The organism is Allorhizobium sp. Av2, from assembly GCF_021462805.2.
GTDB lineage: Bacteria > Pseudomonadota > Alphaproteobacteria > Rhizobiales > Rhizobiaceae > Allorhizobium > Allorhizobium vitis_G.
The window spans coordinates 183,965-198,818 of record NZ_CP192696.1 but is presented as its reverse complement, the minus strand read 5'-3'; the positions used below and the strand labels follow the sequence as shown (position 1 = coordinate 198,818).

Below are 14,854 nucleotides of genomic sequence, written 5' to 3'. Positions count from 1 at the left end.
CCATTTTCACATATATCCTCTTTTTCATTTTCCCTTTCCGCGCCTGAACCGCCATTGCTGCGATCCTCCGTCGATCTGGTCGAACGGTTTGGTGAGGAAGTGCTGGTGCTGAAGCAGCTAGGCCTTCCAAAGCCGCTCCTGTCGCGTCTCATTCATCAGGCGCTTGCCCATGGCACATCGATAGAGCAGGAATTGCTGGCCACTGGCGACATGGAGGCGCAGGACTATTACGCGGCCCTCGCCCGGCATCTCGACCTGCCCTTTCTGCCAGTGCTTCCGGTAGAGCAGGTCCTCTATTCCGACCACATGGACAGCCAATTGCGCAAACCGGGCCTGTTACGGCTGCATGACAAAGTCCGTGCGCCGATCACCGTCATCGTTCCCGAGGCACGGCAATTCCATGTCTTGAAGGAACGGCTCGCGCATGCTCCAGATTTGCGCGGATCGCTTGCCATTACCACGCCGAGAGCCCTTACCGGTGCGATCTGGCAGGCTGGCGCCCGGCACCGCGTGGAAAAAGCCACGGCGCATCTGTTCGATACGGCACCACTGTCCTCGGCGCGCATGGTCTTGACCGGCAAACAAGGCTTCTGGCTGGGATCTCTGCTGACGGCAACACTCGCCGCCTGTTCCACCTTCGGTTATGACGCGCTGGCGGTGATGCATATTCTGACATCGCTGCTTTATCTTTGCATGCTCGCTTTTCGAGCCGCGACGCTCGCCTATCGAATCGGAGCGGCCGACCCTCCGCCCGTCTTGCCCGCCTCGGTGGAGCTTCCGGTCTATACTGTTCTTGTGGCGCTTTACCGGGAAAGCAGCATGATCCCGCAGCTGATAGACGGGCTGCGGCGGCTAGACTGGCCGGTTTCCAGGCTGGATATCAAGCTTGTCTGCGAAGCCGACGACCTGGACACACTGGGGGCGCTGGCAGAAGCCGACATACCAGCCCATATCGAGATCGTCCCGACCCCACCGATTGGGCCGCGCACCAAGCCGAAGGCGCTCAGCTATGCGCTGTCAGGCGCACGTGGCGATTTCCTAGTGCTCTACGATGCCGAAGATCGTCCGCATCCCGCCCAACTCAAGGAGGCCTATGCGCATTTCCTGTGCCGTCCCCCCGAAGTGGCTTGCCTGCAAGCGCCGCTGATTATCGCCAATGGCGATGAAAGCTGGATCAGCGCCTTGTTTGCGCTCGAATATGCGGCTTTGTTTCGCGGCACTCTGCCAATGCTGGCCTATCATGGCATGCCCTTGCCGCTCGGCGGCACCTCAAACCACTTCCGTATCGAGGCGCTGAAGGATGTCGGCGCCTGGGATCCCTATAATGTTACAGAGGATGCAGACCTCGGCCTGCGGCTGTTCCGGGCTGGCTATCGCTGTGAAACGATCACCCGGCAAACCCTTGAGGATGCACCGGTCAGCAGCCGAATCTGGATGGGCCAGCGCAGCCGATGGTTCAAGGGCTGGCTACAGACATGGCTGATCGTCATGCGCGAACCGCGTATCGCCTGCAAGGAAATGGGGGGATCGGCCTTTGCCGTCTTTCATCTGATGATTGGCGGAATGCTGCTATCATCGCTGAGCCATCCCGCCCTTCTGCTGTTCCTGACCATGACCGTCTACAGCATGGCCAACCCGCCTGCCACGGGCATTCCCCTGCGCGACCTGACGGTCTTCTGGATCGACCTGGTGAATATCCTCGGCAGCTACCTTATTTTCCTAGCCCTCGGCAGGGCCGCCATGACCGAATTCGAACGCCGCCGCATCGGCAAACGCTACCTGTTCATTCCGCTCTATTGGCTGATGACATCCATTGCCGCCTGGCGGGCGATGATCGAGCTGAAAACCAAACCGTTCTTCTGGAACAAGACACCACATGCACCGAGAGGCGGCGAGCGAAAACGCGCAACAAGGGTTGCGAATGAAAGTGGTCAACCCAAACAGAACTGAACATCCGTTGCAAATCACGACCAACAGGCGAGTAGCTCAGCCATAGGCCCGATACCGCCACATGCAATCGGCAACTTGGGTTGATCAAAGCGGGCGCAAAAGAGAGTTCGGTCGGCCTGCATACACTCGATCCTGGCTTTGGTACCGTTCTTAAAACCCCGCATCACATGGGGCCGCATTGCATGGACATCATTATCCAGCCTGCGACCTTCGACAAAGGCATGCACATCTGCCGCAGCTTTTGCAGCTCCAGTTCCTCAGCAAAAAATTTCTTTGCCGCGTCTGGCGAACACTCTCAACCGCAGAAACTCCGGATACATTTGGATTCTCTCACAGATTCCGACAGCCTCTATGTCTCACCGTTCCGGTACTGTCCTGATGCATCATAGATTCGCATTGACTCATGTTCACAAACAGAACAAATAAAGAACATCGATATCCGAAATCGCATTGGAAATGCCAAGGAGATCTCTTTTCTGACATGAATACCCCCGTCGTCAGCCCCGTTGTCACTCAACTGCGCGCCCGGATCGATCAACTGGAGGGCGGCCCTGTCCGGCGACGCGACGTCCTGCCGTTCGGCGTTGCCGAGATCGACAATGTCCTGCCTGGCGGTGGGCTGGCGATGGGCGCCCTGCACGAGGTGGCTGGAGCTGGCAATGGCACGGTCGACGGCGCGGCAGCCGCTCTATTTACAGCGGGACTGGCGGCGCGCGCCAAGGGCAAGATCCTGTGGTGCATCACGCGGCAGGACCTGTTTGCACCATCGCTGGCACAGGCTGGACTGGCACCGGGACGCGTCATCTATGTCGAGGCTGGCAACGAAGCCGATGTGCTGGCCTGCGCCGAAGAGGGCCTGCGCCATGGTGGGTTTGGCGCCATCGTATGCGAGGTGGCCAAACTGTCCATGATCGCGTCCCGCCGCCTGCAACTCGCCGCTGAAAGTACGGGCACCCTGGCACTCGTCATTCGTCGCTGGCGACGCCAGGCGGAGGCGTCGAACTTCGGGCAGCCGACGGCGGCCGTTACCCGATGGCGCATCTCCGCCCTGCCCTCCTCACCGCTGCCGGTGCCCGGCGTCGGCCGCGCCCGCTGGCGCGTGGAACTCATTCGCTGTCGGACCGGCAGCGCCGATATCGAAGTGGAGGCTTGTGATGCCAAGGGTTGTCTCGCTATTCCTGCCGACCTGGCCGACCGATCGGCTGCGGCGGACATCCGACGCCACAACCGTGCCTCTTGAGGCACCGCTTGTCCTGATCGGCAGGCAAGGCCAGCGGCGCGTCGTCACCGCGGCAGACAGCGTCGCCCTGGCCGCCGGCCTGCGCGTCGGCATGCCGGCGGCGAAAGCGCAGGCGCTGGTACCGGGCCTGATCGTCCGCGACGCCGATCCGCTCGCCGATGTCCGCGCCCTGAACCGTCTGGCGCTCTGGGCTTTGCGCTACACGCCTGCCGTCGCTGCCGATCCCCCCGATGGTCTGGTCATCGACACCACAGGCGCCGACCATTTGCACGGCGGCGAAGCCGCGATGCTGACCGATATGATCGCGCGCATCGAGGCTTCCGGCACGCGGGTCCGTGCGGCGATCGCCGATACATGGGGCGCTGCTCACGCCCTCGCACGGTATCAGAGCCGACCGGCTTTAATCACTCCCCCCGGCGAAAGCCGTCTCGCAATGCTCGACTTGCCGATCCGTGCCTTGCGGGTGGCGCGTGAAACCGTAGAAGGCTTGCGCGTGATGGGTTTTACACGCATTGGCGAAGTGGCCGCGCAACCGCGTGCGCCACTGACCCTGCGGTTCGGGCCAGAACTGGGGCGGCGAATCGACCAGGCCTTCGGCATACTCAACGAGCCAATCCTGCGTGTACAGTCGCCCGACCTCACGGAGGTGCAGCGCATTTTCGCCGAACCGATTGCCGCCGCCGAAACCATTGCGCGTTACATTGGCAAGCTTGTCGTTCATCTATGCGACGCACTTGAGATACGGGGGCTAGGCGTCCGGCATCTCGACCTTTTGTGCTACCGTGTCGACAATCAGATAGCCCTCGTGCGCGTCGCCACGGCGCAGCCCGTCCGCCATGTGCGGCGTTTGACCCGCCTGTTATGCGACAAGATCGACACCATTGATCCGGGTTTCGGGATCGAGCGCATGGTGCTCGTCGCAACCTCAGCGGAACCTCTGGTCGCCCGCCAGATTGCCACATCGCTTGCCGAACCGAGCGACCCGGATGTGTCCGATCTGATCGACATCCTGGCCAACCGCATCGGCGCGAGCCGTATCTATCGCTTCGGCTCCGTGCCAAGCGACGTACCTGAGCGCGCCGTTAGCCGGCTGCCGCCCCTTTCGCCTGATACCGGCGAAGGTTGGACGAACCGCTGGCCACGGCCGTCACGCTTGTTCACCCATCCTGAGCCGATCGAGACGGTCGCTCTTCTGCCCGACCAGCCGCCGGTCGTTTTCACCTGGCGCGGGGTGCGACGGCGCGTCCGGCGCGCCGACGGCCCCGAGCGGGTGTTCGGCGAATGGTGGCGGCGCGACGCTGAGATGGCGGCGGTGCGCGACTATTTCCAGGTCGAAGTCGAGAATGGCGAACGCTACTGGATTTACCGGGCTGGCAATGGTGTCGATCCGGCAACCGGTTCGCATCTCTGGTTCCTGCACGGAGTGTTCGGATGAGCAAACCCCGTTATGCCGAGTTGCAGGTAACGTCGCACTTCTCATTCTTGCGGGGAGCGTCTTCGTGCGAGGCGCTGTTCTTCCAGGCGGCCGCCCTTGGCATCGAAGCCTTGGCCATCGTCGACCGCAATTCACTGGCGGGGATTGTTCGGGCGCATCAGGCCGCCAAGGACAGCGGAGTAAGACTGATTGTCGGCTGCCGCCTGGATCTGACCGATGGCACCACGCTCCTCGTCTATCCGATGGATCGCGCCGCCTATGCCCGGCTGTGCCGGCTGCTGTCGCTTGGCAAGGCACGCGGCGGCAAGGCCAAATGTATACTGGGTTGGGACGATGTCCTGGCCTATGGCGATGGCCTGCTCGCAATCCTCGTACCGGATGAGGCCGACGACGCCTGCGCAAACACCCTGCGTCGCCTCAAGGCCGGCTTCGGCGACCGTGGCTATCTGGCGCTTACCTTGCGGCGACGCCCAAACGATGCCCTGCGGCTGCATGAATTGTCGAACATGGCCGCCCAAGCTGGCATTGAGACCGTCGTGACCAATGATGTCCTGTTCCATCATCCCGACCAACGCATCCTGCAGGACGTGGTCACGTGCATCCGTCACAAGGTAACGATCGACAGCGCGGGCTTCCATCGTGAGCGGCATGCCGACCGCCATCTCAAGCCACCCCAGGAAATGGCGCGCCTGTTCAATCGCTATCCGGACGCGATCGCTCGCACTCTCAAGATCCTGGCACGCTGCCGCTTCAGTCTCGACGAACTGTCCTACCAATATCCGCAGGAGCGCGAGATGCCGGGCCTGACGGCCCAACAGGCGCTGGAAACCTTGACCTGGGAAAGTGCCGCCAAACGCTATGCCAAAGGTGTGCCGAATAGCGTGGCGGCAACGCTACGCCATGAACTCAAGTTGATCGAAAAGCTCGACTACGCCCCCTATTTTTTAACAGTGAACGCCATTGTACGCTTTGCCCGCAGCCAGGATATTCTCTGTCAGGGCCGCGGCTCAGCTGCCAACTCAGCCGTATGCTACGTGCTGGGGGTGACATCCATAGACCCCGAACGTAACAATCTTTTGTTTGAGCGCTTCGTCAGCGAGGAGCGCCGCGAACCGCCCGATATCGATGTGGATTTCGAACACAATCGGCGCGAGATTGTCATGCAGTGGGTCTTTAAGACCTACGGTCGCAATCATTCCGCCCTGTGCTCGACCGTGATCCGCTACCGGACCAAGGCCGCTATCCGCGACGTGGGGAAGGCGCTCGGCCTACCCGAAGACATCATCAAAAGCTTGTCGTCAGGCCAGACCTTCCGCTCGACAGATAGTCTGCAAACCAACATCCCCGGCCTCAACGCCGCGGATCGCCGGCTGCAACTGACACTGGCGCTGGCTGAGCAACTGAAGGGCGCACCGCGCCATCTGAGCCAGCACCCTGGCGGCTTTGTGCTGACGCACGACCGGCTTGATGAACTGGTGCCGATCGAACCGGCCCGCATGGCCGACCGGCAGGTGATCGAATGGGATAAGGACGATGTCGATATCCTGAAATTCATGAAGGTCGATGTTCTGGCCCTGGGGATGCTGTCGTGCATGAAGGGATGTTACGACCTTCTCGCCGCATATAAGGGTATCACTCTTGATCTGGCCACGACGCCAACGGAAGATACGGCCACCTACGACATGATCTGCCAGGCCGATACCTTGGGGGTGTTTCAGATTGAAAGCCGGGCGCAAATGTCGATGCTGCCGCGTCTAAGGCCTCGGACCTTTTACGATCTGGTCGTGCAGATCGCTATCGTGCGGCCAGGGCCGATCCAGGGTGACATGGTCCACCCCTACCTGCGTCGGCGCCAAGGCAAGGAGTCCGTCGAATATCCGAAACCCGAACTCGAACGCGTGCTTGGCAAGACACTGGGCGTTCCACTATTTCAGGAACAGGCGATGCGGGTCGCCATCGAATGTGCCGGCTTTACACCCGGTGAGGCTGACCAGTTACGGCGTGCCATGGCGACGTTCAAGCACACCGGTGGCGTCAGCCCGTTCCGCGACAAACTCATCAACGGCATGGTCACGCGCGGTTACGAGGCGGACTTCGCCGAACGCACCTTCAAGCAGCTTGAGGGTTTCGGCTCCTACGGTTTTCCGGAATCCCACTCCGCCTCTTTCGCCTTGATTGCCTATGCCTCCTCCTGGATGAAATGCCATCATCCCGATGTCTTCTGTTGCGCTTTGTTAAACGCCCAGCCCATGGGGTTTTATGCACCACAGCAGATCGTCACCGATGCGCGTCGGCACGGTGTCGAGGTGCGGCCGGTCTGCATCAACGCCTCACGCTGGGACTGCACCCTGGAGCCCGTCGACGATGGAACGCGGTTTGCCGTGCGTCTCGGTCTGTGTCTGGTCAAAGGTTTGAACAATCGTGAGGCCGCCACGCTGGTTGGCGCCCGGGCAGACACACCCTATACTTCTATCGATGATATATGGCGCCGTGCCGGTGTGCCGGCGTCGGCACTGGTGACACTGGCCGAGGCTGACGCCTTCCAGCCCGGCTTGCGCCTGTCCCGCCGCGACGCGCTATGGGCGCTGAAGGGATTGCATAACGATCCCCTGCCGTTGTTCGCTGCGGTTTCAGCACGCGAGGGGGCCAGCGTGGCGGAAGTCAACGAACCGGTGATGACGCTAAATGAGATGACGGAAGGCAGCCAGGTCGTCGAGGATTACAGCCATGTCGGCCTGACTTTGCGGGCGCACCCGCTTTCCTTCCTGCGCAACGATCTGCGCCACCGACGAATCATAACATGTCAGGAAGCGATGCGCGCCCGAGACGGCCGATGGATCGAGGCGGCTGGCCTGGTGCTGGTGCGCCAACGCCCCGGCAGTGCATCGGGTGTTATCTTCATCACGCTTGAGGACGAAAGCGGCATCAGCAATATCGTCGTATGGCCGAAAGTCTTCGAACAGTATCGGCGCATCGTGCTGGGGGCCAGCATGGTGGGCGTCTATGGCCGCGTCCAACGTGAAGGTGATGTCGTGCATCTGATTGCCCATAGGCTGACCGATCTTTCGACCGAATTGGCCAGCGTCGGACAACGTGATATGATTTCCCCGCTGTCTCACGAACGCTGTGATGAGTTCCATGACAGCAAGCCTGGCCTTGAGCCATCCACAGCCCCCAAACAGCTCCGCATTCCCGATGCCCTGCCGGATGACCGGCCCGTTGAGAGCATCCGGGTAAAGAGCCGGAATTTCCATTAGAGTTTGTCAGGGAAAAGTGATCACCGGTTTTCCCGAAAAGACAAACTCAGACAAAGAAAAGCAAGAGTCTGTCTGATTCAATCTGAACTTGACAGACTCTAGGCTGTAGTAACAAATTAACGACTGGGATTCCCTTTCCGTCGCAAATCAGATTCAACGCTAACTTTTGGAGGTTTAGCGATGGATGGTGAGGTTCTCCGAGATGACCAGTGGGAGCGTTTGAAACCGTTTATTCCCGGCCGGTCGTAAAGGTAAACGCGGCCCACGCAGCGACGGTCGGCGGTTCTTTGATGCGATTTTATGGCTTGCCCGGTCTGGAGCCCGCTGGCGAGATCTGCCGGAAGACCGCTTCGGCTCTTATCAGGCAGTCAAACGGCGTTACTATCGTTGGATCGAGCAGGGCATTTTCGACGAGATTTTCGAGGCCGTCGCTGCGGACCCGGATTTGGAGTGGCTGTCCATCGACGCCACTGTGATCCGGGCTCAGGCGCAAGCCGCTGGCGGACGCCGAAAAAGGGGGGACCGCAAGCCCAGGCTCTCGGTCGCTCCAGAGGTGGATTTGGCTGCAAAATCCATGCGGTCGTTGATGCGCTAGGGTTGCCGGTTCGTTTTCAACTCGGGCCCGGACAGCAAAATGACATGGCTCCAGCCTGCGACCTCGTTCGGGGACTGCCAGCTCAAAAGGTGCTTGCAGACCGTGCCTATGATGCCGATCATCTGCACGATGTCATTCTCGAACAAGGCGGTGAACCGGTCATTCCGCCGCGACGGCATCGCAAGTACCAGCATGCCTATGATCGCATCGCTTACAGGCAGAGATGGGGTATTGAGAGCTTCTTTGCCAAGCTCAAGCAGTGGCGGCGTATCGCCACGCGATATGACAAACTCGCCGCCAACTTTCTCGGGTTCATTAAGCTCGCCAGCATAATGCTATGGATCAAATGATTAAATTGTCACTACAGCCTAAAGCGTTTAAGCTTTTCTCGGCGTTGAATTTGGCAGAACTGGAGCGGGTGAAGGGAATCGAACCCTCGTATTCAGCTTGGGAAGCTGCTGCTCTACCATTGAGCTACACCCGCCTGATGCTCGAGAGTTCCTACACTTGGGCGTTGATGTCAAGCATGAAAGCGCAGGTCAGGCTGCGCGAAAATGCTTGGAGAGCTTCAGTCCCTGGGCCTGGTAATTGGAGCCGAGGCCTGTGCCGTAGAGGCCTTGGGGATGCTCGAGCATATGTTCATAGACCAGGCGGCCGATGATCTGGCCGTGCTCAAGAATATAGGGTACTTCGTGGCTGCGCACTTCCAACACCGCGCGGCTGCCGGTGCCGCCGGCCCCGGCATGGCCGAAGCCGGGATCGAAAAAGCCGGCATAATGAACGCGGAATTCCCCAACCAGCGGGTCATATGGGGTCATTTCCGCCGCATAGAGCGGCGGGACATGGACGGCCTCGCGTGAGACGAGAATGTAGAATTCGTCGGGATCGAGGATCAATTCGTCACGGCCACGGCTGTAGAGCGGTTCCCAGAAGTCCAGCACATCATGGGCAGCCTTACGGTCAACGTCGATCACTGCCGTATGGTGCTTGCCGCGATAGCCGACCAGTCCGTCCGGCCCCGTCCCCTTCAGATCGATGGACAGCGCGATGCCGCCGCCCGAGACATTGGGAGTCTCGCTGGCCACCAGCGTCTCGGCCTTGTGCAGATCCAGAAGTGCGCTATCGCTCAGAAGCGCATGGCCGATCCGGAAGCGGATCTGCGACAGGCGAGAACCGCGCCGCACGATGATCGGAAACGTCCGCGGGCTGATTTCCAGATAAAGCTGGCCCTTATAGCCTGCCGGGATCTTGTCAAATTCCTGCGCATAATCGACCATCACCCGGGTAAAGATGTCGAGGCGACCGGTCGAGCTTTTCGGATTGGTGGAAGCCGATAGATCCGCCGGGAGATCCAGGCTCTCCATCAGCGGCACGATATAGACACAGCCGGTTTCCAGCACAGCGCCGTGCTCCAGATCGATCTCGTGCAGGGTCAACCGTTGCAGCTTATCCGCCACGGTGCTGTTGGGGCCAGGCATGAAACTGGCGCGCACCCTGAGCGCTTTGGAGCCCAACCTCAGATCAAGACTCGCCGGCTGGATCTGGTCGTGATCAAGCATGGTTTCGCTCAAAAGCGAGCCCGAGCCAAACAAGTCGCCGATGGCGCGATCCGCCAATATGCCCGCATTCCGCTTCATTCTGTCTTCCTTGCAGCGCCGACGCCGAACAATGCGCGCGCAACATGCCGCAGCCTGTAAAACCTCGGCATATAGTATATGACAAAACCAAACTCCGGGAATTGACGCAAGCAAAAGAACGGCGTAAGCAAATCTTATCCCGTGGTGATTTGGCCGGTCGGCTTGCAGCCACGTTAAACAATTGGCTAAAAAGATCGGACACGTGCAAACCGGTCCGTATTTCGCGACCGGTTTTTTTGTGTTCGAAAGGCTCATACAGCATGGCAAACAATTGGCGCCCAGCAACCAAACTCGTTCATGGCGGCACGCTGCGTTCACCTTATGGCGAAACATCCGAAGCCATCTATCTTACCCAGGGCTTCGTCTACGACAGCTCGGAAGCGGCAGAAGCCCGCTTCAAGGGCGAGACCGAAGGCTATATCTACGCCCGCTATGGCAGCCCGACCAATGACATGTTCGAAAAGCGCATGTGCCTGCTGGAAGGTGCCGAAGATGCCCGCGCCATGGCCTCCGGCATGGCTGCCGTCGCGGCCTCCATTCTCTGCCAGGTTCAGGCTGGCGATCATATTGTCGCCGCCCGCGCCCTGTTCGGCTCCTGCCGCTGGGTGATCGAAACCCTGGCACCCAAATATGGCGTGGATTTCACCCTGGTCGATGGCCGCGACCTGAAGAATTGGGAGGACGCCATCCGCCCGAATACCAAGGTGTTTTTCCTGGAAAGCCCCACCAATCCTACCCTGGAAGTGGTGGACATTGCCGGCGTCGCCAAGCTTGCCAACCAGGTCGGCGCGACCGTGGTGGTCGACAATGTTTTCGCCACCCCGCTCTTTCAAAACCCGCTGGAACTTGGTGCCCATGTCGTTGTCTATTCGGCAACCAAACATATCGACGGCCAGGGCCGATGCCTGGGCGGTATCGTGCTATCGTCCAAGCAATGGATCGAGGAAAAACTCCAGGATTACTTCCGCCATACCGGTCCGGCCATGTCCCCCTTCAATGCCTGGACCCTGTTGAAAGGCGTCGAGACCCTGCCGTTGCGCGTCAAGCAGCAGACGGAAAATGCCGGTCGTATCGCCGATTTTCTGGCTGACAACAGCAAGATTGCCCGCGTCATCTATCCAGGCCGCGCCGACCATCCGCAGGCCGACATCGTCGCCAAGCAGATGAAGGGCGGCTCCACGCTGGTTGCTTTCGAAATGAAGGGCGGCAAGGCGGCGGCTTTTGCCCTGCAGAATGCTCTGCAAGTGGTGAAGATCTCCAACAATCTCGGTGACGCCAAGAGCCTGATCACTCACCCGGCCACCACCACCCACAAGAACCTGACGGACGAAGCCCGTGCAACGCTCGGCATGTCCGGCGGCACATTGCGCCTGTCCTGCGGCATTGAAGACGCCGAAGACCTGGTAGAGGACTTCGCTCAGGCGCTGGAAGCCGTTTCCGCGTGATGGCCGCACATGCCAAGGACGGAAAGGCTTGAGGCGTTCTCAAGCCGTAAAATTTCAGGTGGCGTGACGCGCCCCCTGAACCGCATGAAGATGCAGCAGATATAAAGTGCAACAGCGTCCTTTGTAGATTTTATAAAACGGGCCGCGCTGTAGCCCCATCTGAAACACCCATATCCTTCATGGAGAAACCTGATATAGTGGCGCCAGCCTTTCCTGAAGTTTGTCGCTACAGGTTTTTAAAACTCTAAAAAATTTTTCAATACCCTTATTTTTTACTGGAAATTAAGTCTGTTAATGGTCTTTATTAACGCAGGATTATTTCACTGCGACGACACTGCCACAAACCATAACCTTATCGGCTTTTGCAAATGTATGCTTACCAAAGCGTCAAGAAGTCTCCTTTCATGTATCGCGCGCTGACACGGGATATAGAGGTCACAGTCGAGCCATTTTATCTGGCGGAACAGTCCGACCCGGAAGACAGTCGCTATGTCTGGGGCTACAAGGTCGTCATTGTTAATCGGTCGAATGCGGCCGTCCGGCTGATCAATCGTTACTGGCATATTACCGACCAGAATGGCCAGGTGGACGAGGTGAGCGGACCGGGCGTGATCGGCGAACAGCCGCGCCTGGCGCCGGGGGAAAGTTTTGAATATTCTTCAGGCTGCCCCCTGGATACGCCCTCCGGCATTATGTTCGGTCGCTACGAAATGGAAACCGATGACGCCGAAACCTTCGACGTTGCCATTCCCGCCTTTTCGCTGGACACCCCGGATCTGCGCCGCGTCCTGAACTGATCAGCCACCTTCTCCCAGTCACAGGCCCCCGGGCATAGGTCTTCTCGTCGCGGGCATGGCTTTTCGCGCATTTTTTTGATTTCCTTGAAAACCGGGATGGTTTATGGGGAGATTCATGACGACAAAGCCGATTATCATTTTGCCTGACCCGCTGCTGCGCGAGGTCTCCCAACCCATTGAGCGGATCGATGCCGACCTTGAGCGGCTGATCGATGACATGCTCGAGACCATGTATGATGCGCCCGGCATCGGCCTTGCCGCCGTTCAGGTGGCCGTACCTCGCCGTCTTCTGGTCATCGATGTTTCAAAGGAAGGCGAAGACAAGCAGCCGCTGGTCTTCATCAATCCGGAAATCATTGGCAGTTCGCAGGCCCGCTCCACCTATGAGGAAGGCTGCCTTTCCATTCCCGATTACTATGCTGAGGTAGAGCGCCCGGCAGCCGTCACGGTGAAATCGCTGGATCGCCACGGCAAGGAACAACTGATCGAGGCCGATGGCCTGCTTGCCACCTGTCTGCAACATGAGATCGACCATCTGAACGGCACCCTGTTCATCGACCATATTTCGCGGCTGAAACGTGAAATGGTGATCAAGAAATTCTCCAAGGCGGCGAAATCAAAAGTAACGGTCTAGAACCTGCCGGGCTTGTGCTGAACCCGGCAGATTGCAGGCCCTATCGTCCTGGAGTGTGTTTTTGGGAAAATCCAGTTTCCACCTCCTCCCCGATAACCTCTAGAAGATCGGTCTTGATCCATGGCTCTTCGCATGATTTTCATGGGCACTCCCGATTTTTCGGTGCCGATCCTGAACGCGCTCCACGATGCGGGCCATCAGATCGTTGCGGTCTATAGCCAGCCGCCGCGCCCCGCCGGGCGCCGAGGGCTAGATCTGACCAAGTCTCCCGTCCATCAGCGAGCCGAAAAGCTCGGACTGCCGGTGCTGACGCCGGTCAATTTCAAGGCGCAGGACGACCGTGATGCCTTCGCCGCCCATCAGGCCGATGTCGCCGTGGTCGTGGCCTATGGCCTGTTGCTGCCAGAAGCCATTCTGAGCGGCACGCGGCTGGGCTGTTATAACGGCCACGCCTCGCTGCTGCCCCGCTGGCGGGGTGCGGCACCGATCCAGCGCGCCATCATGGCTGGAGATACGCAAACGGGCATGATGGTGATGAAGATGGACAAGGGGCTGGACACCGGCCCAGTAGCCCTGACGCGTCGCCTGACGATTACCCCCGACATGACCGCCGGTGAGCTGCACGACGCCCTGAGCCGGACCGGCGCCGAGGCGATGGTTGAGGCCATGGCCAAACTGGAGGCGGGCGACCTGCCGCTGACAGCCCAGCCAGAAGACGGTGTCGTCTACGCCACCAAGATCGACAAGGCCGAAACCCGCATCGACTTTTCAAAGCCCGCCACGCAGGTTCACAACGATATTCGCGGCCTGTCGCCTTTTCCAGGCGCCTGGTTCGAGGCGGACATCAACGGCAAGCCGGAACGTATCAAGGTTCTGGCCAGCAAGCTGGCAGAAGGCACCGAAACCGCGGAGGTGCCTGGCACCGTGCTGGACGACGCCCTGACCATCGCCTGTGGCACGGGTGCGGTCCGCCTTGTCCGGCTGCAAAAGGCCGGTGGCAAACCGCTGGATGCAATTGAATTCTTACGTGGCACGCCCATAGGTGCAGGCACGGTGTTTGCCTCGGCAAAGGCCGGAACCTGATGCCACGCTACAAGCTGACCGTGGAATATGACGGCACACCCTATGTCGGCTGGCAGCGGCAGGACAATGGTCCCTCCGTACAGGGCGCGTTGGAAGCGGCTGTGCTTGGCCTGACGGGGGAAACGGTTGCGATCCGGGGTGCGGGCCGCACCGATTCCGGCGTTCATGCCAGCGGCCAGGTGGCGCATGTCGATCTTTCGCGCCAATGGGTACCCTACAAGCTGCGCAATGCGCTGAACGCGCATCTGGCGCAGGCTGGGCAAGCAATCTCTATTCTGGCTGCCGAAGCCGTTCCCGACGCCTTCGATGCGCGGTTTTCAGCGCTGAAACGGCATTATCTCTATCGGATCATCTCACGCCCGTCCCGGCTGGCGCTGGAGGCCAATCGCGCCTGGTGGGTATCGAAACCGCTGGACCACGAGGCCATGCATGCCGCGGCGCAAATGCTGGTCGGCAATCACGACTTCACCACCTTCCGCTCGGTTCATTGTCAGGCAATCAGCCCGGTGCGCACGCTGGACCGACTGGATGTCAGCCGCAACGGCGACCTCATCGAGATCCGCGCCTCCGCCCAGAGTTTTCTGCACAACCAGATCAGATCTTTTGCCGGCACCTTGAAAATGGCAGGCGAAGGCAAGATGACGCCTCAGGATGTGCGCGATGCACTGGAGGCCCGCGACCGCAAGGCTTGCGGCCCGGTGGCGCCGCCACAGGGCCTGTATTTTTTGCAGGTCGACTACCCGACCGATGGCAATTGGCGGCCTTATTCAAAAACCTGACT

10 protein-coding genes, 1 tRNA gene, 1 pseudogene and 1 riboswitch are annotated in these 14,854 nt (G+C 59.7%); of the genes and pseudogenes, 10 read left to right on the top strand and 2 right to left on the bottom strand.

Features of this window, described 5'->3' with window-relative positions:
• The first annotated feature begins 54 nt into the window (after positions 1 to 54).
• From FS819_RS00940 to FS819_RS00920, 5 genes and pseudogenes are all read left to right on the top strand, one after another.
• Positions 55 to 1,950, top strand: a complete 1,896-nt coding sequence (locus FS819_RS00940; RefSeq protein WP_234624943.1) for a glycosyltransferase family 2 protein — start codon at positions 55 to 57, stop codon at positions 1,948 to 1,950.
• 481 nt (positions 1,951 to 2,431) lie between these two features.
• On the top strand, positions 2,432 to 3,190 hold the full coding sequence (locus FS819_RS00935; RefSeq protein ID WP_156548782.1) for an ImuA family protein: 759 nt from the start codon (positions 2,432 to 2,434) through the stop codon (positions 3,188 to 3,190).
• Positions 3,105 to 4,625: a Y-family DNA polymerase gene (locus FS819_RS00930; protein WP_156548784.1), complete on the top strand. Its 1,521-nt coding sequence runs from the start codon at positions 3,105 to 3,107 to the stop codon at positions 4,623 to 4,625. Before FS819_RS00935 ends, FS819_RS00930 begins: the two co-directional genes overlap by 86 nt.
• On the top strand, positions 4,622 to 7,882 hold the full coding sequence (locus FS819_RS00925; protein WP_156548786.1) for an error-prone DNA polymerase: 3,261 nt from the start codon (positions 4,622 to 4,624) through the stop codon (positions 7,880 to 7,882). The genes FS819_RS00930 and FS819_RS00925 overlap by 4 nt, the downstream gene beginning before the upstream one ends.
• A gap of 180 nt (positions 7,883 to 8,062) precedes the next feature.
• Positions 8,063 to 8,827: pseudogene (locus FS819_RS00920) on the top strand (IS5 family transposase).
• Between the two features lie 60 nt (positions 8,828 to 8,887).
• On the opposite strand, the gene FS819_RS00915 reads toward FS819_RS00920, so the two are convergent.
• Positions 8,888 to 8,961: transfer RNA gene (locus FS819_RS00915), tRNA-Gly, on the bottom strand.
• 55 nt (positions 8,962 to 9,016) lie between these two features.
• Entirely contained in the window at positions 9,017 to 10,114 is a 1,098-nt protein-coding gene (locus FS819_RS00910) for a 2'-deoxycytidine 5'-triphosphate deaminase (protein ID WP_156549383.1), read from the bottom strand.
• A gap of 131 nt (positions 10,115 to 10,245) precedes the next feature.
• A riboswitch (SAM riboswitch) is annotated at positions 10,246 to 10,324 on the top strand.
• A gap of 50 nt (positions 10,325 to 10,374) precedes the next feature.
• Between FS819_RS00910 and FS819_RS00905 the strand changes: the two genes are divergently transcribed.
• The 5 genes from FS819_RS00905 (at position 10,375) to truA (ending at position 14,852) form a co-directional block, all read left to right on the top strand.
• Entirely contained in the window at positions 10,375 to 11,559 is a 1,185-nt protein-coding gene (locus tag FS819_RS00905; protein WP_060719569.1) for an O-succinylhomoserine sulfhydrylase, read from the top strand.
• Between the two features lie 404 nt (positions 11,560 to 11,963).
• On the top strand, positions 11,964 to 12,356 hold the full coding sequence (gene apaG, locus FS819_RS00900; RefSeq protein ID WP_156549441.1) for a Co2+/Mg2+ efflux facilitator ApaG/CorD: 393 nt from the start codon (positions 11,964 to 11,966) through the stop codon (positions 12,354 to 12,356).
• A 115-nt stretch (positions 12,357 to 12,471) separates the two neighbouring features.
• Positions 12,472 to 12,990, top strand: a complete 519-nt coding sequence (gene def, locus FS819_RS00895) for a peptide deformylase (protein WP_070163646.1) — start codon at positions 12,472 to 12,474, stop codon at positions 12,988 to 12,990.
• Between the two features lie 120 nt (positions 12,991 to 13,110).
• Positions 13,111 to 14,073, top strand: coding sequence for a methionyl-tRNA formyltransferase (fmt, locus tag FS819_RS00890; RefSeq protein WP_156549381.1), 963 nt, complete (start codon positions 13,111 to 13,113; stop codon positions 14,071 to 14,073).
• The gene (gene truA, locus FS819_RS00885; RefSeq protein ID WP_156549379.1) at positions 14,073 to 14,852 is read left to right on the top strand and encodes a tRNA pseudouridine(38-40) synthase TruA; all 780 of its coding nucleotides are present in this window, start codon (positions 14,073 to 14,075) and stop codon (positions 14,850 to 14,852) included. The genes fmt and truA overlap by 1 nt, the downstream gene beginning before the upstream one ends.
• Positions 14,853 to 14,854 lie beyond the last annotated feature (2 nt).

Excerpts from the sequence above, each read along its gene's own strand:
- FS819_RS00930 (WP_156548784.1), top strand. The coding sequence starts at position 3,105 with ATGCCAAGGGTTGTCTCGCTATTCCTGCCGACCTGGCCGACCGATCGG.
- fmt (WP_156549381.1), top strand. The coding sequence starts at position 13,111 with ATGGCTCTTCGCATGATTTTCATGGGCACTCCCGATTTTTCGGTGCCG.
- truA (WP_156549379.1), top strand. The coding sequence starts at position 14,073 with ATGCCACGCTACAAGCTGACCGTGGAATATGACGGCACACCCTATGTC.
- def (WP_070163646.1), top strand. The coding sequence starts at position 12,472 with ATGACGACAAAGCCGATTATCATTTTGCCTGACCCGCTGCTGCGCGAG.
- FS819_RS00925 (WP_156548786.1), top strand. The coding sequence starts at position 4,622 with ATGAGCAAACCCCGTTATGCCGAGTTGCAGGTAACGTCGCACTTCTCA.
- FS819_RS00910 (WP_156549383.1), bottom strand. The coding sequence starts at position 10,114 with ATGAAGCGGAATGCGGGCATATTGGCGGATCGCGCCATCGGCGACTTG.
- FS819_RS00905 (WP_060719569.1), top strand. The coding sequence starts at position 10,375 with ATGGCAAACAATTGGCGCCCAGCAACCAAACTCGTTCATGGCGGCACG.
- FS819_RS00935 (WP_156548782.1), top strand. The coding sequence starts at position 2,432 with ATGAATACCCCCGTCGTCAGCCCCGTTGTCACTCAACTGCGCGCCCGG.
- apaG (WP_156549441.1), top strand. The coding sequence starts at position 11,964 with ATGTATCGCGCGCTGACACGGGATATAGAGGTCACAGTCGAGCCATTT.